Source organism: Streptomyces sp. NPDC054956 (assembly GCF_053609185.1).
In genome coordinates, this window is the sequence record NZ_JBSGXB010000020.1 from 17533 (window position 1) to 41873 (window position 24341).

Consider the following 24341-nt stretch of genomic DNA (forward strand, 5'->3'; position numbering starts at 1 on the left):
CCATGAGCGACGACAGCCACGAGCACCAGAGCTTCGAGACCCGCGCCATCCACGCGGGCAATACGGCGGACCCGCAGACCGGCGCGGTCGTGCCCCCGATCTACCAGGTGTCCACGTACAAGCAGGACGGCGTGGGCGGACTGCGCGGCGGCTACGAGTACAGCCGCAGCGGCAACCCCACCCGGACCGCGCTGGAGGAGAACCTCGCGGCGCTGGAGGGCGGCCGGCGCGGCCTCGCCTTCGCGTCCGGGCTCGCCGCCGAGGACTGCCTGCTGCGCACGCTGCTCTCCCCGGGCGACCACGTGGTCATCCCCAACGACGCCTACGGCGGCACGTTCCGCCTCTTCGCGAAGGTCGTCTCCCGCTGGGGCGTCGAGTGGTCGGTGGCCGACACCTCCGACCCGGCGTCCGTACGGGCCGCCATCACCCCGAAGACCAAGGTCATCTGGGTCGAGACCCCCTCCAACCCGCTGCTCGGCATCACCGACATCGCCGTCGTCGCCGACATCGCGCGGACGGCCGGCGCCAAGCTGGTCGTGGACAACACCTTCGCGTCCCCCTACCTCCAGCAGCCCCTCGCGCTCGGCGCGGACGTGGTCGTGCACTCGCTGACCAAGTACATGGGCGGCCACTCCGACGTCGTCGGCGGCGCGCTCGTCACCGCGGACGCGGCGCTGGGCGAGGAGCTGGCCTACCACCAGAACGCGATGGGCGCCGTGGCCGGTCCCTTCGACTCCTGGATCGTGCTGCGCGGCATCAAGACGCTGGCCGTGCGCATGGACCGGCACGCGGAGAACGCGACGAAGGTCGCCGAACTGCTGACCCGCCACCCCAAGGTCCACAAGGTCCTCTACCCGGGCCTGCCCGAGCACCCGGGCCATGAGATCGCCGCCAAGCAGATGCGCAACTTCGGCGGAATGATCTCCTTCCAGGTCACCGGCGGCGAGGCGGAGGCCGTCGCGGTCTGCGGCCGCACCAAGATCTTCACGCTGGCCGAGTCCCTCGGCGGCGTCGAGTCCCTCATCGAGCACCCGGGCCGCATGACCCACGCCTCGGTGGCCGGTTCGGCCCTGGAGGTCCCGGCGGACCTGATCCGCCTGTCGGTCGGCATCGAGAACGTCGACGACCTGCTCGCCGATCTGACGCAGGCGCTGGGCTAGCAGCAGGGACGGGCGGTCCGGTCCCCCCGGGGATCGGCCCGCCCGGTCAGCTCAGGGCCCGGACCGCCTGGTCAGCTCAGGGCCCGGACCGCCCAGTCAGCTCAGGGACCGTCCGGTCACCAGTCCTGCCACGGCGGGGAGACCTCGCTCGGCGCGGTCGTCCACGCGTGCGTCAGCGAGGCCCACACCAAGAAGGCCACCACGGCCGCGGCCAGCAGCGTCCAGCCGATCCTGCGGACCACCGCGCGGCGCCGCAGCATCCGGTCGCCGCGCGCCGCCGCGCCCGCCGCGAAGCCCGTCGGCAGTGAGGGGTACGGGCCCTCCAGCAACTCTCTGACCTGGACTTCCCTGGGGTCCGGGCGGCTCATGCGGCCTCCCTCCGGCGGGCGTCGGTCCCGGAGTCCACCTCGGGTACGCCCGCGTGCCGGGGGCGCAGCGCCGCCACGGCCCGGTTGCACAGGGCCCGCACCCGCTCGGGCGGCAGCCCCAGCTGCGCCGCCGTGACCTCCTCGGCGACCCCCTCGTAGATCCGCAGGACCAGGACGAGCCGCTCCAGCGGGCCCAGCGGTGCCAGTACCCCGCTGCCGCCGTGGTGGCGGCGGCCGGTGCGGAAGAAGGCGGCGCACAGTTCCTGGCGGGTGTAGTCGTACGGATCGTCCCCGCGCAGCCTGCGCCAGTTCGCGTACGTACGGGCGAGCGCGCCGCCGAGGAGCCCGCGCGCGGCGGGTGCCTCGTCCTCGTCCTCGGCCGTGAGCAGGATCGCGACGCGCAGGAGCCGCCCCGCCGCTCCCGCGACGAAGGCTTCGAACTCGGCGTAGGGGCCCGGCCCGTGGTCCACAGTCCACATAGTGCGGTCTGCGGGACCGTCCCGGTCAAGGGGTCGGTCGTACCCGGATCGGGCGGTCGGGTCGCACCGGGATCGGGCGGCGCGGCCGATCCCGGATCAGGAGGCGGGGCCGGCCTCGGAGCCCGCCGACATCAGCTCGGACAGCGAGATGTTGAAACGGGTCAGCAGACCGGTGAACGACTCGCGCTCGTCCTCGCTCCAGCCGTCCGTCACCCGGGCCATCAGCTCGCGCCGCGAGGAGCGGACCTCCTCCAGCCGCGCGAGCCCGCGCGGGGACAGCGCGAGGACCACGGCCCGCCCGTCCTCCGGGTGCGAGGTCCGCTTGACCAGTCCGCTGTCGACGAGCGGCGCGACCTGGCGGGTGACGGTGGAGGAATCGATGCCCATGCCGCCGGCGAGCGCCTTGACGCCCATCGGCCCCTCCAGGTCGAGCCGGTTCAGCAGCAGGTACGCCGCCCGGTCCATCGAGTTGCGGGCCTGGCCGACCCCGCCCAGACGGGTCTGTTCGGCGCGCCGGGCGAAGACCGCCACCTGGTGCTGGAGCGCGTCGAGGAGACCGGCTTCGGCGGGCGCGCCGGCCGGCGCGGGCAGGTCGGAACTGGCCGAGGTGGAGGGCATGGACGTGGGCTCTCTTCGCATGGGGCCGACAAGGATGGGGGACAGAGTACGCGGCCGTGCGGCGGCTCGTACTCCTCGTACGAGAACTGATACGGCCCGTGCAGAAGCCCGGGCGCGGGCCGCCCCGGATGGCCGGATTTCGCCCGTCCGGGTCCCGTCCGGGTCCCGTCCGGGTCCCGTCCGGGTCCGCCCGGGCCCCGTCCGCGTCCGGGCCGCATCCCGCCCGCATCCCGCCTGCATCCCGCTCGGAGGGATCTCGTCCTGCGCCGCGATCCGCGCGGGCTGCGAGACTGGCCGCATGAACTACCGCGTGCCGCAGCCCGTTCCGCAGGTCATCCTCGACGACGTCCGGGGGGCCCAGAAGATGCTCTCCGGCGTCTCCCGGGTGACCGCGATGGAGGGCAGCCGGTACCTCTCCTCCCTCACCGGCTCTCCCGTGCACCTCAAGTGCGAGAACCTCCAGCGCACCGGCTCCTTCAAACTGCGCGGGGCGTACGTGCGCATCGCGGGCCTGCGGCCCGAGCAGCGCGCCGCCGGCGTCGTCGCCGCCAGCGCGGGCAATCACGCGCAGGGCGTGGCGCTGGCCTCCTCGCTCCTCGGGGTCCGCTCGACGGTGTTCATGCCGGTCGGGGCACCGCTGCCGAAGGTGGCCGCGACCCAGGACTACGGCGCCGAGGTACGGATGCACGGGCAGGTCGTGGACGAGACGCTGGCCGCCGCCCAGGAGTACGCGGACCGCACCGGGGCCGTGTTCATCCACCCCTTCGACCACCGCGACATCATCGCGGGCCAGGGCACGGTCGGCCTGGAGATCCTGGAGCAGTGCCCGGAGGTCCGCACGATCCTCGTCGGCATCGGCGGCGGCGGGCTCGCGGCCGGTGTGGCGGTCGCGGTGAAGGCGCTGCGCCCGGACGTCCGGGTGATCGGCGTGCAGGCGGCGGGCGCGGCCGCGTACCCGCCCTCGCTGAAGGTCGGGCACCCGGTGTCCATCGACAACCCGGTCACCATGGCGGACGGCATCAAGGTCGGCCGGCCCGGCGACGTCCCCTTCAAAATCATCGGCGAGCTCCTCGACGACGTCCGTACGGTGTCGGAGGACGCCCTGTCCAGCGCCCTGCTGCTCTGCCTGGAGCGGGCGAAGATGGTCGTCGAGCCGGCCGGCTGCAGTCCGGTGGCGGCGCTGCTGAGCGAGCCCGAACTGTACGGCGACGGCCCGGTGGTGGCCGTCCTGTCCGGCGGCAACGTCGACCCGCTGCTCCTCCAGCGCATCCTGCGCCACGGCATGGCGGCGGCGGGCCGCTACCTCTCGCTGCGGCTGCGCGTGACCGACCGGCCCGGGGCGCTGGCCGGTCTGCTGGGGGTGCTGTCAGTGGTGGATGCGAACGTGTTGGACGTGAGCCACGTACGGACCGACCCGCGGCTCGGGCTCACGGAGGTGGAGGTCGAGCTGCACCTGGAGACCAAGGGGCCCAAGCACTGCGCGGAGGTCGCCCGATCGCTGCACAGCGCCGGCTACAAGGTCATGAGCTAGCGGAGCCCCGTGCGTCCGTGGATCCACACGTCCGTACGGTCCGGGTAAAACCCGTGGCGGTACGCGATATAACGCGTTACGGTGGCGCCCGAACGGCGGGCCCAGGCCCGCGCCCATAAGATCTGCGTAGGAATGTCCCGATTCTGCTCGCCCGATCCACACTGGGAGAATCCATATGCCAGGCGCCATCTACGCCGAAGGCCTGGTCAAGACCTTCGGCGATGTACGGGCACTGGACGGCGTGGACCTAGACGTCCCCGAAGGCACCGTCCTCGGTCTGCTCGGCCCCAACGGTGCGGGCAAGACCACGACCGTACGCGTCCTGACCACCCTCCTCCAGCCCGACAGCGGCAAGGCCGTCGTGGCGGGCATAGACGTCCTCAAACACCCCAACGAAGTCCGCCGCGCGATAGGCCTCTCCGGGCAGTTCGCCGCCGTCGACGAATACCTGACCGGCCGGGAGAACCTCCAAATGGTCGGCCAGCTCTACCAGATGAGCTCCAAGGCGGCGAAGGCCCGGGCCGCCGAACTGCTCGAACGCTTCAACCTCGGCGACGCCGCCGACCGCACCGCCAAGACGTACTCCGGCGGCATGCGCAGGCGCCTCGACCTCGCGGCGGCCCTCGTGGTCAGCCCGCCCGTGATGTTCATGGACGAGCCCACCACCGGCCTCGACCCGCGCAACCGCCAGGCGCTGTGGGCGATCATCCAGGAACTCGTCGCGGGCGGCACCACCCTGCTGCTCACCACGCAGTACCTCGAGGAGGCCGACCACCTCGCGCACGACATCTGCGTCGTCGACCACGGCAAGGTCATCGCCCGCGGCACCTCCGACCAGCTCAAGGCCCGTACGGGCGGCGAGCGCGTCGAGGTCGTCGTGCACGAGCGCGAGCACATGGCGGACGCCCGCGAGGTCCTCGCGGGATTCGGCAAGGGCGAGACCACCGTCGAGGAGCACACCCGCAAGCTGACCGTCCCGGTCTCCGGCGGCGCCAAACTGCTCGCCGAGGTCATCCGCGAACTGGACGGCCGCGGCATCGAGATCGACGACATCGGCCTGCGCCGGCCCACCCTGGACGACGTGTTCATCTCCCTGACCGGCCACGCCGCGGAGCTGGCGGCCGAGGAGAACGGCGAGGCCCCCGCCGACGCCAAGGGCGGCCGCGGATCCCGCAAGGCGAAGAAGGAGGAGGCGAAGTGACCCTGACCTCCACGACCCCGGAACTGGCGGCGCCCCGCCCGCGCGGCGGCATCGTCCAGGGCGTCAACGACTCCCTGGTGATCGCCAAGCGGAACCTGATCCGCATGTCCCGCATCCCCGAGATGATCATCTTCGGCGTGATCCAGCCGGTGATGTTCGTCGTCCTCTTCAGCTACGTCTTCGGCGGCTCCATATCCGTCGGCGGCAGCACCTCGCCCGCCGCCTACCGGGAGTTCCTGATGGCGGGCATCTTCGCCCAGACCGTCACCTTCGCCACGGCCGGCGCGGGCGCGGGCATCGCGGACGACATGCACAAGGGCCTCATCGACCGCTTCCGCTCGCTGCCGATGGCCCGCGGCGCCGTCCTGACCGGCCGCACCCTCGCCGACCTCGTCCAGACCGCCCTCACGGTCGTCGTCCTGGCGGTCGTGGCGCTGATCGTCGGCTGGCGCACCCACGAGAACTTCGGGAAGGTCCTGGCCGGCTTCGGCCTGCTGCTCCTGCTCGGTTACGCGTTCTCCTGGATCGGCGCCCTGATCGGCCTGTCGGTGCGCACCCCCGAAGCGGCCACCTCGGGCGGGCTGATCTGGCTCTTCCCGCTCACGTTCATCTCGAACGCGTTCGTCCCCTCCGACAACATGCCGACGTTCCTGCGGCACATCGCGGAGTGGAACCCCTTCAGCGCCACCGTCCAGGCGGCCCGCCAGCTCTTCGGCAACCTCCCGGAGGGCTACCCGACGCCCGAGGCCTGGCCGATGCAGCACCCGATCATCGCGTCCATCCTCTGGTCGCTGCTGATCATCGTGGTCTTCCGGACCCTGGCGGTGCGCAAGTACCGCTCGGCGACGGCCTGACCCGCCCGCCGCGAGGCGGCCCGGCCCGCCGGGCGCCCCTCGCGGCGCACCCGAAAAGCACTTCGCCCCGCCGGACGGCAGTCCGGCGGGGCGAAATCTTGCGAAGGGGGGTGATCAGCCGGTGAAGGGCTTGACGTCGAGGATCTTGACCGAGGCCTTCTTGCCGTTCGGCAGCTCGTACTCGGCGTCCTCGCCGATCTTCTTGCCCATCACACCGGTGCCCAGCGGCGACTGCGGCGAGTACGTCTCGAAGTCCGAGGACGCGTACTCGCGCGAGGCCAGCAGGAACTCCATGGTGTCGTCCGGGTCGCCGTCGAAGGCGATCGTGACGAGCGTGCCGGGGGCCACCTCACCGTCGGAGGCGGGCGCGGTGCCGACCTTGGCCTTCTCCAGGAGCTGCGTCAGCTGACGGACGCGGAGCTCCATCTTGCCCTGCTCCTCCTTGGCCGCGTGGTAACCGCCGTTCTCACGCAGGTCGCCCTCCTCGCGGGCGGCTGCGATCTTGACCGCGATCTCCGTGCGTGCGGGACCAGAGAGGTAGTCCAGCTCCGCCTTCAGCTGGTCGTACGCCGCCTGGGTCAGCCAGGTGACGCTTTCGCTCGTCTGGGTCACGGGTGCTCCTCGTCGGTACAGGGGACTACAAAAGCCGCCAGCGGCGGACGAAACCACGAGCCTAACAATTCGGAAGGGGAAGGGGGAGGACACGAAGCGTGTGAAGTGCGTCAGGGCGCGGCCCGGAAGCCCGGAAACGCGACTCCACCGGAAGGAACGGCTCCGCCGTCCGGCGTGTTGCCCCTCAGTTCGCGGAGCCGGCCGCCCGGCAGCCGATCAGTTCGATCATCGTGGCCCGCCCGGTGGTCTTCAGCGTCACCATCTCGTCCACGCGCTTGTCCTTCTGCGCGAACGTGAAGTCGGCGCGGCCCACCTCACCGTGCGTCTCGTCCTGCGAGCTCAGCGTGCACACCCCGGTCACCGAGGCGTCCTTGCGCACTTCCAGGTGTACCTCTACGGCACTGTCCGAGACCACCTTGAACTTGATGACCTCGGCACTGACGCTCTGCCCGGCGACGTAGTCCCAGCCGATCCAGCCGACCGCCGCGAGCAGCCCGACGCCCAGCACCGAACCGACGATCTTGAGCTTGCGGTCCGCACGCTCGTCCGCCGACCGGCCGTAACGGCCCTCGGGCAGTCCCTCGCGCACCGCGCTCATCGATCGTTCCCTTCGAGACGGGCGAACACCGGAAATCCCAGCCCGGGGAGGGCGGTCCCGCCATCGTAGACGCGGAGTGCCACTGCTCTCTTCGCGCCTGCCATGAACTGCGCTTTCCGGCGTTGTCAGTGGGCTCGGTTAGGTTGATCGCATGACGGCACGGCAAAAGACGGATGTGGCCGGGCTTGCTCGGTTCACCTACCGGCTTCGCGTGTCTTCCACCGCGCTCGCAGAGCTGTTGGGCGAGTGGGCGCGCTGCCGGTGGGTCTGGAACGAATGCTGTGCGCGGTCGCAGAAGGCCCGGGCTGAGAACGAGGAATGCGGTCCGGCCCGGCTGGACAAGATGCTGACTGAAGCCCGCAACCGCAACACCTGGTTGGGTGACGGCAGCAGCGTTCCGCAGCAGCAGTTGGTGCGGGACTTCGGAAGGTCCCGCACCAAAGCCTTGAAAGACATCAAGGCCCGGTTGCCGATGCGGCAGCGGGCGGGAATGCCCAAGTACAAGAAGAAGGCCAAGGCCGATCCGAGCCTGAACTACACCCGGCGTGGTTTTCGGATCAAGGACGGCCGCCTGCACTTGGCGGGCGGCATCAGCCTCACCGTAGTGTGGTCCCGCGCACTCCCGGCGACCCCGTCGAGCGTGCGGATCTACCGCGACCCCCTCGGGCACTGGTACGCGTCCTTCGTAGTCCCCGCCGAAGCCCAGCCACTCCCGGGAACGGGTACGGTGATCGGGATCGACTGGGGCGTGACGGAGACCGCGACCACCACCAGCGACTTCCATGACCTCCCGCACGCCGAGCACGGCAAGAAGGCCGCTGCCAAGCTCGCGCGCTATCAGCGGATGATGGCCCGCCGGAAACCGGCGAAGGGCAGGCGCGGGTCGAAAGGCTACCGGGCGGCGAGGAAGCTGACGGCGAAGCTCTACAGGAAAGTGGCCCGGCAACGCCAGGACGGCGCCCGGAAGTGGGCCAAGGCGGTCGTCCGCGACCACGACGCCCTTGCTGTGGAGGACTTCCGCCCGAAGTTCCTCGCCAAGTCCGCCATGGCACGCAAGGCGGCCGACGCCGCGATCTCCACCACTAAGCGTGAGCTGATCAACATGGCCCGCAAGCACGGGCGTATCGTGCACCTGGTCCATCCCGCGCACACCACGATGGACTGCGCGCAGTGCGGAGCGAGAACCAAGCACGCACTGCCTCTCTCGGAACGTACCTACACCTGCACCGTGTGTGAAGCCGTGTCCCCCAGGGACAAGAATTCCGCCCGCGTGATGCTGGTCCGGGCTGGTCTCGACCCGGCTGGTGCCGATCGTGTAAGAGCTGAGGGGCCGCAGGTCCACAGCCGACGTGAGCCAGGAATCCCCGACCCTCAGGATCGGGGAGGATTCAATATAGAAGGCGCCCGCCTGAACGACTCAAAGAGGATCCTGTCTTGACCGAGCAGCTTCGACTGATGGCCGTCCATGCCCACCCCGACGACGAGTCGAGCAAGGGCGCGGCCACGATGGCCAAGTACGTGTCCGAGGGGGTGTCCGTGCTGGTGGTGACCTGCACGGGCGGTGAGCGCGGATCCGTTCTCAACCCCAAGCTCCAGGGCGACAAGTACATCGAGGAGCACATCCACGAGGTGCGCGCCAAGGAGATGGACGAGGCGCGCGAGATCCTCGGCGTCGACCAGGAATGGCTGGGATACGTCGACTCCGGGCTGCCCGAGGGCGACCCGCTGCCGCCGCTGCCCGAGGGCTGCTTCGCCCTCGCGGACCTCGACGAGGCGGCCGGCGAACTGGTGAAGAAGATCCGCGCCTTCCAGCCGCAGGTCATCACCACGTACGACGAGAACGGCGGCTACCCGCACCCCGACCACATCATGACCCACAAGATCACGATGGTGGCCTTCGAGCACGCGGCCGACACCGAGAAGTACCCGGAGGCCGAGTTCGGCCCGGCGTACCGGCCGCAGAAGCTCTACTACAACCAGGGCTTCAACAAGCCGCGCACCATCGCCCTCCACGAGGCGCTCCTGGCCCGCGGCCTGGAATCCCCGTACGCGGAGTGGCTGGAGCGGTGGAAGGAGTTCCAGCGCGCCGAGCGGACCCTGACCACGCACGTGCCCTGCGGCGACTTCTTCGAGATCCGCGACAAGGCGCTCATCGCGCACGCCACGCAGATCGACCCGGACGGCGGCTGGTTCCGCGTCCCGATGGAGATCCAGAAGGAGGTCTGGCCGACCGAGGAGTACGAGCTGGCGAAGTCGCTCGTCGACACTTCCCTCCCCGAGTCCGACCTCTTCGCGGGCATCCGGGAGAATGCGTAGCTATGAGCGCTACGCAGGCAGCACTGAACGAGCTTCTTCCGCTGGCGGGTGACACCTTCGACAAGAACAAGGTGACCCCCGGAATCCTCGGCTTCATCGTGTTCGCGGCCCTCGCCCTCGGCGTATGGGGCCTGATGAAGTCGATGAGCCGGCACATGGGCCGGGTCGACTTCAAGGAAGCCCCGGAGCCCACCCCGACGGACGGTACGCGCACCCCGTAGGGGACCGCGGCGTCCGTACGCCGCTGCGTGCCACCGCCGCTCCATGCGACACCGCCGCCCGGCCGAGAAACGGCGGGGCGGCGGACTCTCGCGCGGGCGGAACCGCCGAGCAGGTGGCCTAGTGCGGGGGAAGCGGCACCGGGATGCCCATGATCTCCCGCGAATGCAGGTTCGGGACCAGCGACAGCCGCCACGCCTGCCAGCCCTCCGACGGATCCACCCCGCGCGCCAGGATCATCGCGTAGGACTCCAGGCAGTCCTCCAGACGCCCGTCCCGCATCCCGTGCGGGGACTCCGCCAGCCGCGACAGCTCCGTGCGCGCCTCGTCCGCGGCTCCCGGAAGCGCGTACGGCAGGAGCGTGCAGCGCAGGAACCGCGCCCAGTCCTCCCCGCGCCGGTCCCCGTAGGAGATGAACAGCCGCACCGCCTCCTCGCACAGGGTCACCGCCTGCGCGACCCGCGCGTTGCCCGCGTCCACCACCGCCAGCTCCAGGCAGGTCCACGCCTCCCCGTGCGCCAGCCCGATCCGCCGGAAATCCGCCCGCGCGTCGATGAGCAGCTGACGGGCGAAGCCCGAGTTCTTCAGGCTCCCCGTCCGCGCCGCCTGCTGGTCGCGCGTCACCCGGCCCGAGTGGTGGCGGGCGTGCGCGAGCCCGTACACGTCCCGCATCCGCGAGAACATCGTGCGCGCCCGCTCCAGCTCCCGCACCGCCCGGTCCCGCTCCCCGGCCTCCTCCAGCGCCTGCCCGAGGTAGTACAGCGTCCAGGCCTCGCCCCGCGCGTCCTCCGCCTCCCGGTGCCGGGCCAGCGCGTCGCGCAGCCGCTCCAGCGCCGGCTCCGGATCACCGTCCACGACCCGGGCCCGGCCCAGCTGGGTCAGCGCCCAGGCCTGGCCGCGGTCGTCGCGCGTACGCCCGTACAGCTCCAGCGCCAGGCGCAGCTCCGCCTCCGCCCGCGCCACCTCGCCCAGACGCAGGTACACCTGCCCCAGCTGGAGGTGCGCCCAGGCCTCGCCGTGCACGCTCTCGCTCTCGCGGTGCAGGACGAGCGACTCGCGCAGCAGCCGCAGCGCCTCCGCGAGGTTCGCCCGGTCCCGCTCGACCGCGCCGAGCGCGTGCAGGGCCCACGCCCGGTCGCCCGCCAGCTCCTCCGGCGCCTGCAGCGCGATCGCCTCGCGGATGCGGGCCGAGGCCTCGGGGAGATTGCCCTGGTGGTGCAGGGTGATGCCCAGCGAGACCAGGGCCATGCCCGCCCCCGCCTCCTGGTGGGCCTCCATGAAGCTGTCCACCAGCGAGGTCAGGGTCGTGCGGGACTTGTCGAGCTCGCCCAGCTGGCGCGCCGCGATACCCGTACGCCACTGCACCGAGCGGACCAGCCGCCCCGGCTGCCCCTCCTCTCCCTGGGCGGCCGCCTCGACGGCCTGCGTCAGCTCGTTGATCTCGCCGAGCCGGTACAGGTCCCCGCGCAGCAGGCAGAAGTCGCACAGCGCACCCAGCAGATCCAGGACCGCCTGCTGGTCCACGCCCTCCGAATGCCGCAGCGCCGCCGTGATGAAGCTCGACTCGTCGTCCAGCCAGCGCAGCGCCGCGTCGAGCGAGGCGAAGCCGTGGCTCCCGAAGTGGTTGGCCCGCGTGGACATCTTCCCGTCGACCATCCGGATCACCGAGTCGGCGAGCTGCGCGTACGTCCGGATCAGCCGCTCGTGCGCCGCCGCGGCCCCGGCCCGGTCCTCGTCCGCCGCCAGCCGGGCCGCCGCGTACGAACGCACCGCGTCGTGCATCCGGAACCGGTCCCCGCGTACGTGGTCCAGCAGCCCCGCACGGGACAGCTCGCGCAGCAGCCGCCCGGCCTCCACCTGGTCCGCGTCGATCAGCGCCGCCGCCGCGGCCGCCCCGAGCGAGGCCCGGCCGGCCAGCGTCAGCCGGCGCAGCAGCCGGCGCCGCTCCTCGGGCAGGGCCGCGTAGGCGAGGTCGAGCGCGGCGTCCAGGGAGGCACCGACACCCTCAGGGCCCTCGGCGCCGGCGAGGCCCTCGGGGCGCCGCTCGGTCCCCAAGGGGGACAGCACCCGCAGCGCGAGCGGCAGCCCGGCGCCCAGCGCGAGCAGCCTCCGTAAGGTCTCCTCGCGGTACGGGGCCTCCTCGGCGCCCGCCGCGTCCGGCTCGGTCGCGGCGCCCGCCGCGTCGGGCTCGGCCCCCGCACCCGCCCGGACCAGCTCCGCGCCGCTCTCCCGCGACAGCCGCGCCACCGGCAGCTGATACACCCACGCCGACAGGTCCTCGGGCAGCGCCAGCGGCTCCCGCGCCGTGACCAGCACCAGGCTCTCCGAGCGCTCGGGCACGAGCATCCGTACCTGCGCGGCGTCGACCGCATCGTCCAGCACCACCGTCACCGGCGTGCCCTGCAGATGCTGGTGGTACAACTCGCCCAGCCTGCGCACCTGCTGCTCAGCCGAAGAACCCTCCCGGAAGAGCAGCTGCTCCCGCGGGGCACCGAGCCGGTTCATCAGGTGCAGCAACGCCTCGCGCGTCGGCAGCGGCGTCTCCGCCGCACCACCGCGCAGGTCCACCACACAGGCACCCTTGAACTGGTCCCGCAACGCCTGCGCGGCACGCAGCGCCAGCGTGGTGCGCCCCACCCCCGGCTCACCGTGCAGCACCACGACCACCGGGCGGGTCTCGGTACTGGCCCGCGCGGTCCGCACCCACTGCGCGATACGGGTCAGCTCGTCCCGCCGTCCCACGAACACCCCGTCCAGCTGCGGCAGTTGACCGAACGACTGCTCCAGCATGCTGCGCCGGCGGGCCTCGGCACTGCGGTTGCTCTGACGCGACTGGAGGGGACCGCCGCCGACGCTCCCGTTCACGGGGGAGAGGGAGCCGAGGTTGGGGTGGGAGGTGCGGGCGGCAGCGGCCACCTTGCGCTGCTGCTCCACGAACGGCCGTACCCCGCGCACCTCCAGCGCCGACAGCCACTGCAGCTTCAACTGCTCCGGCCCGCCCGGACGGCCCAGCTCCCCGGCCCGCCGGTTCGCCGCCGGCAGGTGCAGGGCGGTCACCTTGGCCACGGTCGCCGTCGCCCCGGCCACCCCCGCGACGGCCCCGGCGGTCAGCGCCGTGCCGAGCTCCACGCCGAAGGCCAGGTCGGCCCCGACGGCGGCGACCGCGGCCACGGCCGTCACCAGCAACGCCGTCGAGGTGTTCGCACGCCGGAAGGCCTCGCCCAGCGACTCGTCCCCCGCCGCGGCCTCGTCCAGGGCCCGCACGTACGCCTCGTACTCCGTCGCCGCGCTCGCCGCCAGCGCGTCCAGCGCCTCCTTGCCGCGTGCGAGCAGCGCGGCCTTGGCCTCCGGGGTTCCGGCGGCCCCGCCCGCTCCCCGCCGGGCCTCCTCGTCCACGGCCCGTCCCAGCAGTCGCTCGGCCTCACCGCGATGGCTGTCCCGCATCGGCATCCCCCTCAGAGAGCTCCGGCACCGTGCCACAAGTGTCCGCCGGTACGGTCGCGAGCGCGAGGGAATCTGAGCTAGTTCAGAGGGAGTTGACGCGCAACCGGTCGCATATGGTGGCACGGTGAGCAGACGCTGGGGGATTCCAGGACTGTGTGCGACGGCATTGCTGCTGGCCTCGGCGGCCGGATGCGGGTGGCCGCAAGAGCCCCTGCCCGACCGGGGTTTCGTACTCCGCTACGAGAAACCCGACCCGGCCGACGATGCCGACCACCGCTTCCTCACCAACTGGAAGACCGCCGAGTTCACCCTCGCCGACCTCAACGCCTGGGTCGACCTCCCGTACCGGGTCATGGTCGTCGCCCGGTCCTGCCACGGGGAGGGCACCGGCTACGACCCCGGGACCCGCCGCATCGAGCTCTGCTACGACGACCTCGCCGAGCAACGGGACACGGTCCCGCGCGACGAGGACCTGTCCGAGCTCGTCCGCGAGACCGTCTACCACGAGGCGGGCCACGCCCTCATCGACGCCCTGGACCTCCCGGACGAGGGAGCGCGCGCCGAGGAGGACGCCGCCGACCGCTTCGCCCAGGTGGCGCTCCTGCTCCGCGACCCCGAGGGCGACGACACCCTCCTGACGGCGGCCCGCGCCTACGACCGCTCGGCCGCCGCCGAAAGGGCCCCCGACCCCACGGACGAACACGCCCCGGACGCCACCCGCGCGGAATCCCACCGCTGCGCGGTCCACGGCGCGTTCCCCGGGAAGCACAAGGACCTGGCCACCGAGTCCCGCACGACCTGCACCACGACCTGGACCCACACCCGAGACACCTGGACCCACCACCTGACCCCCCTCCTGCGGCACTGACCGACCCGTGGGACACCGGCGCCGGGTCGTCACGCGCGGTGATCCCGTGCGGCAGGATGGCCCCATGCCGAACCGCCTCGCGAACGAGACCTCCCCGTACCTGCTCCAGCACGCCGACAATCCCGTCGACTGGTGGCCCTGGTCCCCGGAGGCCTTCGCGGAGGCACGGGAGCGCGGTGTGCCGGTGATGCTCAGCGTCGGCTACTCGAGCTGCCACTGGTGCCATGTCATGGCCCACGAGTCCTTCGAGGACGAGCTGGCCGCCGCCTATATGAACGAGCACTTCGTCAACGTCAAGGTGGACCGCGAGGAGCGGCCCGACATCGACGCCGTGTACATGGAGGCCGTGCAGGCCGCCACCGGGCAGGGTGGGTGGCCCATGACCGTGTTCATGACGCCCGAGGCCGAGCCCTTCTACTTCGGCACCTACTTCCCGCCCGAGCCCAAGCACGGCATGCCGTCCTTCATGCAGGTGCTCGAAGGCGTGCGGACCGCCTGGGTGGGGCGGCCCGACGAGGTGGCCGAGGTCGCGCAGCGGATCGTGCGGGACCTCGCGGGGCGCAAGCTCGACTACGGGAAGGCGGGCACGCCCGGGCCCGAGGAGCTCGGGCAGGCGCTGCTCGGGCTGGTGCGGGAGTACGACTCGACGCACGGCGGATTCGGCGGGGCGCCGAAGTTCCCGCCGTCCATGGTGCTGGAGTTCCTGCTGCGCCACCACGCCCGGACCGGGTCCGAGGGGGCGCTGCAGATGGCCGCCGACACGTGTGAGGCCATGGCGCGGGGCGGTATCTACGACCAGCTCGGGGGCGGGTTCGCGCGCTACTCCGTGGACCGGGAGTGGGTCGTTCCGCACTTCGAGAAGATGCTCTACGACAACGCGCTGCTCTGTCGGGTGTACGCGCACCTGTGGCGGTCCACCGGATCGGACCTCGCCCGTCGCGTGGCCCTGGAGACGGCCGATTTCATGGTGCGTGAACTGCGCACCTCCGAGGGCGGGTTCGCCTCCGCGCTCGACGCCGACAGCGAGGACCCGGACACCGGGAAGCACGTGGAGGGGGCCTACTACGCCTGGACTCCCGCCCAGTTGAGGGAGGTGCTCGGCGAGGAGGAAGGGGAGCTGGCCGTCGCCTGCTTCGGGGTGACCGAGGAGGGGACCTTCGAGCACGGGACGTCCGTACTGCAACTCCCCGCGGACGGGCCGGACGTCGAGCCCGAGCGGCTCGCCGGGATCAAGGAGAGGCTGCTCGCCGCCCGCGCCGCGCGGCCCGCGCCTGGGCGGGACGACAAGATCGTCGCGGCCTGGAACGGGCTCGCCGTCGCCGCCCTCGCCGAGTGCGGGGCCTTCTTCGACCGGCCCGATCTGGTCGAGCGGGCGACCGAGGCCGCGGATCTCCTCGTACGGGTCCACTTCGACGCGGCGGCCGGGCGGGCCAGGCTCGCGCGGACCAGCAAGGACGGGCACGTCGGGGTCAACGCCGGGGTGCTGGAGGACTACGGGGACGTGGCCGAGGGGTTCCTGGCCCTGGCCGCCGTCACGGGGGAGGGGGTCTGGCTGGAGTTCGCCGGGTTCCTCGTCGATCTGGTCCTGGACCGGTTCACCGCCGAGGACGGATCGCTGTACGACACCGCGCACGACGCCGAGCAGCTGATCCGCCGGCCCCAGGATCCGACCGACACGGCGGCCCCGTCCGGCTGGACCGCCGCCGCGGGCGCGCTGCTCTCGTACGCCGCGCACACCGGATCGGAGCCGCACCGTACGGCGGCGGAGCGGGCGCTCGCCGTGGTGCACGCGCTCGGCCCGCGCGCTCCGCGCTTCATCGGGCACGGGCTGGCGGTGGCCGAGGCGCTCGTGGACGGGCCGCGCGAGGTGGCCGTCGTCGGGCACCCGGAGGATCCGGCGCGGGCGGAACTGCACCGGACCGCGTTGCTGGGGACGGCTCCCGGGGCGGTGGTGGCGACCGGGCTGCCGCGCGCGGCGGACGGCAGCGGGGGCGAGTTCCCCCTCTTGGCCGAGCGCACTCTCGTACGCGACCTCCCGACGGCGTACGTGTGTCGACATTTCGTCTGCGCGCGGCCTACGACGGACCCGGTCGAGCTGGCCGAGCAGTTGGGGGCGGTTCGTCCCTGAAGTGGTCGGAGTAGCGCCAATTCCGGTTGCCTGTAGATCAGTCCGGAAACGTGGTTTTTATCGGGCGGGGTGACTCGGCTTCACGTTCGCCGCCTAGTCTCATGGCTTCGGAGCAACCGATCGGTCGCCGTCGGTGACGGCGGCCGGCGCGCAGCGGGGGGCTGCGCAGGGGGAAATGGGCGGGTGCGGTGGCGGGCCGGGGGGCCCGCCGAGCGCCGCCCTTGGGGGGTTCGACGTTCGCCGCCTGGGGATGCGGCGTGTCTGTGGGGGACGCTTTGTTCACATCCGTGTTCATTTCTGTCGTGTCACTCGTGCTCTTCTGGATGGCCGCGTTCACGCTCTGGTGGCAGATGCACGCGTGGCGCACGCCCGAGACGCTGGCCTCGACCCGCTTCGACCGCCCCGACGGCGGCGGCCGGCTGGCCTTCTCGCTGCTCCTGCCGGCCCGCCACGAGCAGGCGGTCCTGGAGCACACGATCGACCGGCTGCTCGAATCGAGCCACCGCGACTACGAGATCATCGTGATCGTCGGCCACGACGACCCCGAGACGGCCGCCGTGGCGGAGCGGGCCGCCGCCGGGGCGCCCGGTCTCGTACGGGTCGTCACCGACCACAACGAGGTCAAGAACAAGCCCAAGGCCCTGAACACCGCCCTGCCGCACTGTCGGGGCGACATCGTCGGGGTCTTCGACGCCGAGGACCAGGTCCACCCGGAGCTGCTCGCCCACGTGGACCACGCCTTCCGCGCCACCGGCGCCGACGTGGTGCAGGGCGGGGTGCAGCTCATCAACTTCCACTCCAGCTGGTACAGCCTGCGCAACTGCCTGGAGTACTTCTTCTGGTTCCGCTCGCGCCTGCACCTGCACGCGGAGAAGGGGTTCATCCCGCTCGGCGGCAACACCGTCTTCGTGCGCACCGAGGTGCTGCGCGAGGTGGGCGGCTGGGACCAGAACTGCCTCGCCGAGGACTGCGATCTGGGCGTGCGGCTGTCTTCCGTGGGCAAGAAGGTGGTTGTCGCCTACGACAGCGACATGGTCACCCGCGAGGAGACCCCGGGCTCGCTGCTGAGCCTGCTCAAGCAGCGGACCCGCTGGAATCAGGGCTTCCTGCAGGTGTACCGGAAGAAGGACTGGCACCGGCTGCCCGGCCGGGGTCAGCGCTGGCTGGCCCGCTACACGCTGATGACCCCGTTCATGCAGGCCACCTCCGGGGTGGTGATCCCGCTGAACTTCGCCGTCGCGCTCTTCCTGGACGTGCCCGTGGGGATCGCGATCGTCACCTTCCTGCCGATGATCACCGCGATGGTCACCTTCGTCTTCGAGATCGTCGGCCTGCACGACTTCGGCCGTCAGTACGGACTGCGCGTGCGCTTCCCGCACTACGTCAAGCTCGTGGCGGGCGGCCCGTTCTACCAGGTGATGCTGGCGGGCGCGGCGATCCGGGCGGTCTGGCGCGAGCAGCGCGGGCGCAACGAGTGGGAGCTCACCAGTCACACCGGGGCGCACCTCGCCGGGTCGCTCGCGTCGAGCCGAGAGGACAGTCACCAGTGACCACCACCGTGCCCACGGCCACTGATCCGGAGCCCCGGCCGGCCGCGACCGACCCGACCGCGACCGCGACTTCGTCCCAAGCCCAGGCCCAGGCCCAGGCCCAGGCCCCGGCTTCCGCCCCGCCGAGGGTCCCCGCCCAGCGCCGGGGACCGGCCGGCGCCGCGTCCACCGTGCGAGCCCCGCGCACCGGACCGGTCCGGTTCCGTTCCTCCTGCCCCGACCTGCTCCTCTGCGGGGTGCTGCTGCTCGCGATCACGCTCGTCCAGGGCTGGAACCTCACCGGCTTCCCGGCCCTCAGCGACGACGAGGGCACGTATCTGGCGCAGGCCTGGGCCGTCCAGGAGGGCCGGGGGCTGGCGCACTACACGTACTGGTACGACCATCCGCCCCTCGGCTGGATCCAGATCGCGGGGCTGACCTACCTGCCGTCCCTGTTCGTGCCCGACTCGATGACCGTGGCGCCCATGCGGTTCTCGATGCTCGCCGTCTCCGCCGCCGGTTCGGTGCTGCTGTACGTGCTGGCGCTCAGGCTCCGGCTGCCGCGCTGGGCGGCCGCCCTGGCCATGGTCCTGTTCGGGCTGTCCCCGCTCTGCGTCGTGCTGCGGCGGGAGATCTTCCTCGACAACCTCGCCGCGGTGTGGATGCTGCTGGCCTTCTGCCTCGCCGCGTCCCCCCGCCGCCACCTGTGGCACCACTTCGCGTCGGGGCTGGCGGCCGCCACCGCCGTCCTGACCAAGGAGACGATGCTGGTGGTGCTGCCGGCGCTGATGGTGACCATGTGGCGTCACAGCCACCGGGACACCCGCAAGTTCGCCGTCACCGGAGCCGTCACCGCCTGCGCGCTCATCGGGCTGACGTACCCGCTCTACGCACTGCTCAACGGGGAGCTGCTGCCCGGCTCCGGCCACGTCTCCCTCATCGACGGCATCACGTACCAGATGGGCCGCGCCGGCTCCGGGTTCGTCCTGGACCCCGGCTCCGGCTCGCACGGGGTCCTGCGGTCCTGGCTGTACTACGACACCGTGCTGCCGCTCGGCGGACTGGCCTGCGCCGTCCTGCTCCTGGCCGCCTCGGTCCGGTCGACCGCCGCGCGGGCGCTCGCCGGCCCGGCACTGGCCGCCGTCCTGCTGGCACTCGTCGCGCTGCGGCCCTCCGGCTACCTCCCGGCGATGTACGTGATCCAGGCGCTGCCGTTCCTGGCGCTGGTCCTCGCCGGGGCCGCGGCGGGAATCGCGCACGCCGTGCTGCGCGGCCGCCGTGCGGCGGGGGAGCGGCGCGCGCTCACCCACGGCAGGCGGGTCCTGCTCGGCGTACTGGCCGCCTCGGCCGCCGTGTACGTCCTGCCGCGCTGGTACGAGGGCGACCGTACGGCCCTCACGGTCGACGCGAACGTCCCGTACCGGCAGGCCGCGGCCTGGCTCGGGCACGAGGTGCGCGACCCGGCCGGGACCCGGGTCCTGGTCGACGACGCCCTGTGGCTGGACGCCGTGCACCACGGCTTCGATCCCGGGCTGGGCGCCATCTGGTTCTACAAGGCGGACCTGGACCCGGCCGTGACCAGGACGATGCCGCGCGGCTGGCAGGACGTCGATTACGTCGTCTCCTCGCCCACCGTCCGCAGGGACGCGGCGACGCTGCCCAACGTGAAGGCCGCACTGGAACATTCGACGCCGGTCGCCGTCTTCGGCGAGGGCGAGGACCGCATCGAGATACGGCGCATCGAAACCAGCCGCATCGAAACCAGTCGCACCGACCGCGTCGTCAACGGGAGCTGATCCGGCATGAGCGAAGACCTGTGGACCCCGCACGTCCCGACCGGCCCGGAGCCGGCGGCTCCGGTGCTGCCGGGCCGCTCGGAGACGCCCGCCCCGGGCAGTGTCACCCTCATCGTCCCGACCTTCAACGAGGCCGGGAACGTGGCGGAGTTGCTGCGCCGGATCGGTGCGGCGCTCCCCGCGCACCTGCCCTGCGAGGTGCTGTTCGTCGACGACTCCACGGACGACACGCCGGCCGTCATCGAGAAGGCGGCCGCGGCGTGCGCCTTCCCGGTGGCGGTCCTGCACCGGGAGAGTCCCGAGGGGGGCCTCGGCGGGGCGGTCGTGGCGGGGATCGAACGGGCGGGCACCGACTGGATCGTGGTCATGGACGGCGACCTCCAGCATCCGCCCCACCTGGTACCCGAACTCGTCGGCGAGGGCGAGCGCACCGGCGCCGACCTGGTCGTCGCCTCCCGCTACACCGCCGGGGGCAGCCGGGAGGGGCTCGCCGGAAGCTACCGGATCGCCGTGTCGCGCGGTGCGACCTGGCTGGCGAAGGGGCTGTTCCCGCGGGCCCTGCGCGGGATCAGCGATCCGATGAGCGGCTTCTTCGCGATGCGCCGCACGGCCGTGACGGCGGACGTGCTCAAGCCGCTCGGCTACAAGATCCTGCTGGAGCTGGCCGTGCGCTGCCGGCCGGCGCGCGTCGCCGAGGTGCCGTTCGTCTTCCAGGACCGGTACGCGGGCGAGTCGAAGTCCACGGCCCGCGAGGGCCTGCGCTTCCTCACCCACCTCGCCGCGCTGCGCTCGGCGACCCCGTTCGCCCGCATGATCGGCTTCGGTCTCGTCGGGCTCTCCGGTTTCGTCCCGAACCTGGCCGCACTGTGGCTGCTCACGCACGCCGGCATGAACTACCTCCTCGCGGAGGTGGCGGCGAACCAGGCCGGGGTGCTGTGGAACTTCCTGCTCATCGAGACCCTGCTGTTCCGCGACCGCCGCTCCCACCGCCACTGGGCGGACCGGGCCGGCCGGTTCGCGCTGCTGGCCAATGCCGATCTGCTGCTGCGCATCCCGCTGATCGCCCTGCTCGTCGCCGAGCTGGGCTTCGGGGTGCTGCCCGCGACCGCGTTCGCGCTGGTCCTCACGTTCGTCCTGCGGTTCGCGGCGACGGAAGCGCTCGTCTACCTCCCGCGCAAGGCAGGCCGTACCCACCCGAGGTGAGCCGCACCGAAGGGCCCCGTACCGAAAGGAACGTCTCCATGCGAGGGAAGATCCGGCCGGGGAAGTACCGGCGAGGGAAGACGCGGCGGGGGGCGGGCCGGCGGGCCGCCCTGCTCGCCGTCGGGGCGATGACCGCGGGACTGCTGCTGAGCGCACCGCAGCCGGCCGCGGCGGGGCCGCCCAATCTGATCACCAACCCCGGTTTCGAGACGGCCGGGGGGCCGGGCGCCGACATGCCGTCCTGCTGGGAGAGGTCCGGCTGGGGCGACAACGACTTCAGCTTCGCCACCGTCGCCGACGCGCATTCCGGCACCAAGGCGATGAAGGTGGCGCTGACCCGCCGGGTCAGCGGTGACCGCAAGGCGATGGTCACGGAGAACGCGGCCTGCGCGCCGGCCGTCACCCCGGGCCGGCAGTACGACCTGTCGGCCTGGTACAAGTCCGACACCCCGGACGTGTCGGTGACGGTGTTCCGGCACGACGTCACGGCGGGCTGGCAGTACTGGACCGACCTGGCCAACCCGCCGGTCAGCGCGGCCTGGTCGCGCACGCAGGTCCGTACGCCCGCCGTCCCGCCCGGCACCGACAAGATCACGTGGGGGCTCTCCGTCTACGGGGCCGGCGTGCTGACCAGCGACGACTACGCGGTGGAGGAGGTGGGCGCGCCCCCGCCGCAGCCCACCTGCACGGGTACGCCGCAGGAGTGCGCGACGGGCAAGTGGGAGGTGATCCCGGCGAAGAACCCGGTGCGCTCGATGCACGCCGTGGTCCTGAGGAACGGGAAGGTGCTGCTGATCGCGGGCTCGGGCAACGACATCGCCCGGTTCGACGCGGGCAGCTTCACCTCGGCCGTCTACGACCCGGCGAACGGTTCGTTCAAGACGATCCCGACGCCCGTGGACATGTTCTGCTCCGGGCACGTGCAGCTGTCCGACGGCCGGGTGCTGGTGATGAGCGGCAACAAGGGCTATCCGTCGGCCGACGGGAAGATCGGCTACCAGGGGCTCAAGGACAGCTACGTCTTCGACCCGGCGACGGAGAAGTACACGAAGACGAACGACATGAACGGCGGGCACTGGTATCCGTCGGCGACGATCCTCGGGAACGGCGACGTGATCTCCTTCGGCGGTCTGAAGGAGGACTCGACGGGCAACGTGACCGCGGAGAAGTTCTCGGCGGCGCAGAACAAGTGGCTGCCGATGAACGAGGTCAACCAGACCTGGTCGTACTGGGGCCTGTACCCGTCGATGATCCTCATGCAGGACGGCAGGCTCTTCTACTCGGGCAGCCACACCTTCGGCAACGGCACCCAGGGCAGCGGCGCGTCGATCTACGACTACGACGCCAACACCGTCACGGACGTGCCCGGACTGCGGAACAAGGACCAGCGCGACGAGTCGGCGAGCGTGCTGCTGCCCCCGGCGCAGGACCAGCGGGTCCTGACCATCGGCGGCGGCAACAACGAGACCAACCCGGCGGCGAACCGGATCACCGACCTGATCGACCTCAAGGCGGCGAACCCGGTGTACACGGCCGGCCCCGACCTCCCGCAGGGCCTGGTCGACACCGGTACGGGCAAGCGCCCGCAGACCGGGGCCGAGGGGAAGATGTACCCGTCGGCCGTGCTGCTGCCGGACGGCAAGGTGCTGGAGACCGGCGGCGCCCTGCACGACCGCGCGGACCCGGTGTACGAGGCCTCGTTCTTCGACCCGGTCACCAACACCTACCAGGCCGGGCTGCCCGCCGACCCGATCCCGCGCACGTACCACTCCGGCGGCTTCCTGCTGCCCGACGGGCGGGTCATGACGGTCGGCGACAACCCGGGCAACGGCACCTACAACGACAACGTGTCGCTCTACGCCCCGCCCTACCTCTTCAAGGGGGCGCGCCCGCGGCTCACCTCGGTCATCGACACGGACTGGGTGTACGGGGACACGCAGCGGGTCACCGTGGACCGGCCGATCGCGAAGGCGGAACTGATCCGGCCGGCGGCGGTCACGCACTCCTCGGACCCCAACCAGCGGTTCGTGGACCTGCCGATGTCGGTGGTCAACGGTACGACGGTCGACCTGAACGTGACCACCAACCCCAACCTGGCGCCGCCCGGCTGGTACATGCTCTTCGGGGTCGACGCGGCCGGCGTCCCGTCGGTGGCCACCTGGGTCCACCTCGGCGGAGCGCCCTCGGTCGCCGAGGCGGTGCAGGCCCCGACCGCGCACGTGCACGAGTTCGCGGACGCCCCGCAGGCGGCCCCGAAGCAGAACCCCGGACGCCGGGACTCGGTACCGGTGCCCCCGAGCGTGGCCGGCTGCGACCGGCATTACGGCTCGGTCAACGTGTGCGTGCCGACGCGGTTCCCGGCGGAGGTGACGCAGACGGCGAAGGCCCGCTGCGACTGGCTGGCGTCCCACCGCTTCCCGCCCCGCCTGAAGGTCAACGGCAGCGACCCGCTGCGCCTGGACCCGGACGGCGACGGCTACGCCTGCACGTAGTCCCGGGCCCGCCCCGGGGCCCTGCCGCGCGCGTGGCGGGGCCCCGGAGCGGACCGGGCCCGCCCGGCTAGTGCGAGTACGCCGCCAGCGAGATGCCGACGTAGTGCGCCACGAACGCGGCGAGGGTCAGGGAGTGGAAGACCTCGTGGAAGCCGAAGAAGCGCGGGGAGGGGTTCGGGCGCTTCATGCCGTAGATGACGCCGCCGACGCTGTAGAGGAGGCCGCCGACGATGACCAGGACCAGGACCGCGATCCCGCCGGTCCGCATGAACTCGGGGAGGAAGAAGACCGCCGCCCAGCCCATCGCGATGTAGCAGGGGGTGTAGAGCCAGCGCGGGGCGCCGACCCAGAACACGCGGAAGGCGATGCCGGCCGCGGCCGCGATCCAGACCGCCCACAGCAGGGTCCGCCCGCTGGAGTCCGGCAGGAGCAGGACCGTGAGCGGGGTGTAGGTGCCCGCGATGATCAGGAAGATGTTGGCGTGGTCGAGCCGTCGCAGGATGGCCTCGCCGCGCGGACCCCACGTGCCGCGGTGGTACACGGCGCTGACCCCGAAGAGCAGGCACGCCGTGAGGACGTACACCCCGCACGCCACCCGGGCCCGCGTCGAGTCGGTGAAGGCCATGAGGACGAGACCGGCGATCACCACGGCGGGGAACATCCCGGTGTGCAGCCAGCCGCGCATGAGCGGTTTGGGCTCCGGGTCGGCCGGTTCGACCACCGGAGCGGCGACGGCAGCGGCGTCAGAAGTCATGCGGAACATGCTACCTACGGTTGCGTAGGTTTCCGTTAGTGCGCTTTACGGAAGATTGACTGGAGTGGCGATGCTCACGTGAGAGGCCCCCTGGACATATGCGCACATCCACCGGATGATCAGATGAGTGCGGTCGGCACCGGATGAGCGGAGCGCGAAGCGTCCGGGTCG

20 protein-coding genes are annotated in these 24341 nt (G+C 71.8%); 13 read left to right on the forward strand and 7 right to left on the reverse strand.

Features of this window, described 5'->3' with window-relative positions:
• Positions 1-2 precede the first annotated feature (2 nt).
• Positions 3-1160 (forward strand): cystathionine gamma-synthase, encoded by a 1158-nt coding sequence (locus ACWGDE_RS06275; RefSeq protein WP_453387806.1) that lies wholly within the window; start codon positions 3-5, stop codon positions 1158-1160.
• A gap of 116 nt (positions 1161-1276) precedes the next feature.
• On the opposite strand, the gene ACWGDE_RS06280 is transcribed toward ACWGDE_RS06275, so the two are convergent.
• The 3 genes from ACWGDE_RS06280 to ACWGDE_RS06290 form a co-directional block, all read right to left on the reverse strand.
• Positions 1277-1528, reverse strand: a complete 252-nt coding sequence (locus ACWGDE_RS06280; protein ID WP_453387807.1) for a hypothetical protein — start codon at positions 1526-1528, stop codon at positions 1277-1279.
• Positions 1525-1998 (reverse strand): sigma factor-like helix-turn-helix DNA-binding protein, encoded by a 474-nt coding sequence (locus ACWGDE_RS06285; RefSeq protein ID WP_453387808.1) that lies wholly within the window; start codon positions 1996-1998, stop codon positions 1525-1527. Before ACWGDE_RS06285 ends, ACWGDE_RS06280 begins: the two co-directional genes overlap by 4 nt.
• A 105-nt stretch (positions 1999-2103) precedes the next feature.
• The gene (locus ACWGDE_RS06290) at positions 2104-2625 is read right to left on the reverse strand and encodes a MarR family winged helix-turn-helix transcriptional regulator (RefSeq protein WP_453387809.1); all 522 of its coding nucleotides are present in this window, start codon (positions 2623-2625) and stop codon (positions 2104-2106) included.
• Between the two features lie 298 nt (positions 2626-2923).
• On the opposite strand from ACWGDE_RS06290, the gene ilvA reads away from it, so the two are divergent.
• From ilvA to ACWGDE_RS06305, 3 genes are all read left to right on the forward strand, one after another.
• The gene (gene ilvA, locus ACWGDE_RS06295; protein WP_453387810.1) at positions 2924-4156 is read left to right on the forward strand and encodes a threonine ammonia-lyase; all 1233 of its coding nucleotides are present in this window, start codon (positions 2924-2926) and stop codon (positions 4154-4156) included.
• A gap of 175 nt (positions 4157-4331) precedes the next feature.
• On the forward strand, positions 4332-5357 hold the full coding sequence (locus ACWGDE_RS06300; protein ID WP_453387811.1) for an ATP-binding cassette domain-containing protein: 1026 nt from the start codon (positions 4332-4334) through the stop codon (positions 5355-5357).
• Positions 5354-6211 (forward strand): ABC transporter permease, encoded by an 858-nt coding sequence (locus ACWGDE_RS06305; RefSeq protein WP_453387812.1) that lies wholly within the window; start codon positions 5354-5356, stop codon positions 6209-6211. Before ACWGDE_RS06300 ends, ACWGDE_RS06305 begins: the two co-directional genes overlap by 4 nt.
• Positions 6212-6325: 114 nt before the next feature.
• On the opposite strand, the gene greA is transcribed toward ACWGDE_RS06305, so the two are convergent.
• Together greA and ACWGDE_RS06315 are read right to left on the reverse strand one after the other, a co-directional pair.
• Entirely contained in the window at positions 6326-6823 is a 498-nt protein-coding gene (gene greA / locus ACWGDE_RS06310) for a transcription elongation factor GreA (RefSeq protein ID WP_453387813.1), read from the reverse strand.
• Positions 6824-7007: 184 nt separating this feature from the next.
• Positions 7008-7421 carry a DUF4307 domain-containing protein gene (locus ACWGDE_RS06315; protein ID WP_453387814.1) on the reverse strand — a complete coding sequence of 138 codons (414 nt, stop codon included), beginning with the start codon at positions 7419-7421 and terminating at the stop codon, positions 7008-7010.
• A gap of 151 nt (positions 7422-7572) precedes the next feature.
• Here ACWGDE_RS06315 and ACWGDE_RS06320 point away from each other — a divergent pair, with 151 nt between their 5' ends.
• Genes ACWGDE_RS06320 through ACWGDE_RS06330 form a run of 3 tightly spaced genes read left to right on the forward strand, consistent with a single transcriptional unit; the run spans position 7573 to position 9958 of the window.
• Entirely contained in the window at positions 7573-8859 is a 1287-nt protein-coding gene (locus ACWGDE_RS06320; protein ID WP_453387815.1) for an RNA-guided endonuclease InsQ/TnpB family protein, read from the forward strand.
• On the forward strand, positions 8856-9737 hold the full coding sequence (gene mca / locus ACWGDE_RS06325) for a mycothiol conjugate amidase Mca (RefSeq protein WP_453387816.1): 882 nt from the start codon (positions 8856-8858) through the stop codon (positions 9735-9737). Before ACWGDE_RS06320 ends, mca begins: the two co-directional genes overlap by 4 nt.
• A 2-nt stretch (positions 9738-9739) precedes the next feature.
• A complete protein-coding gene (locus ACWGDE_RS06330; protein WP_453387817.1) occupies positions 9740-9958 on the forward strand; it encodes a hypothetical protein in 219 nt (72 codons plus the stop codon).
• Positions 9959-10076: 118 nt separating this feature from the next.
• On the opposite strand, the gene ACWGDE_RS06335 is transcribed toward ACWGDE_RS06330, so the two are convergent.
• Positions 10077-13400, reverse strand: a complete 3324-nt coding sequence (locus ACWGDE_RS06335; protein ID WP_453387818.1) for a tetratricopeptide repeat protein — start codon at positions 13398-13400, stop codon at positions 10077-10079.
• Positions 13401-13524: 124 nt separating this feature from the next.
• Here ACWGDE_RS06335 and ACWGDE_RS06340 point away from each other — a divergent pair, with 124 nt between their 5' ends.
• From ACWGDE_RS06340 to ACWGDE_RS06365, 6 genes are all read left to right on the forward strand, one after another.
• Positions 13525-14268 (forward strand): DUF4344 domain-containing metallopeptidase, encoded by a 744-nt coding sequence (locus tag ACWGDE_RS06340; RefSeq protein WP_453387819.1) that lies wholly within the window; start codon positions 13525-13527, stop codon positions 14266-14268.
• A 64-nt stretch (positions 14269-14332) separates the two neighbouring features.
• On the forward strand, positions 14333-16396 hold the full coding sequence (locus ACWGDE_RS06345) for a thioredoxin domain-containing protein (protein WP_453387820.1): 2064 nt from the start codon (positions 14333-14335) through the stop codon (positions 16394-16396).
• A gap of 275 nt (positions 16397-16671) precedes the next feature.
• Positions 16672-17946 (forward strand): glycosyltransferase, encoded by a 1275-nt coding sequence (locus ACWGDE_RS06350; RefSeq protein ID WP_453387821.1) that lies wholly within the window; start codon positions 16672-16674, stop codon positions 17944-17946.
• Positions 17947-18116: 170 nt separating this feature from the next.
• Positions 18117-19721, forward strand: coding sequence for an ArnT family glycosyltransferase (locus ACWGDE_RS06355; protein WP_453387830.1), 1605 nt, complete (start codon positions 18117-18119; stop codon positions 19719-19721).
• Positions 19722-19727: 6 nt separating this feature from the next.
• The gene (locus ACWGDE_RS06360; protein ID WP_453387822.1) at positions 19728-20924 is read left to right on the forward strand and encodes a glycosyltransferase; all 1197 of its coding nucleotides are present in this window, start codon (positions 19728-19730) and stop codon (positions 20922-20924) included.
• Between the two features lie 128 nt (positions 20925-21052).
• Entirely contained in the window at positions 21053-23416 is a 2364-nt protein-coding gene (locus ACWGDE_RS06365; protein ID WP_453387831.1) for a galactose oxidase-like domain-containing protein, read from the forward strand.
• A 67-nt stretch (positions 23417-23483) separates the two neighbouring features.
• Here ACWGDE_RS06365 and trhA read toward each other — a convergent pair whose 3' ends face one another.
• Positions 23484-24170 (reverse strand): PAQR family membrane homeostasis protein TrhA, encoded by a 687-nt coding sequence (trhA, locus tag ACWGDE_RS06370; RefSeq protein WP_453387823.1) that lies wholly within the window; start codon positions 24168-24170, stop codon positions 23484-23486.
• Positions 24171-24341: the final 171 nt, after the last annotated feature.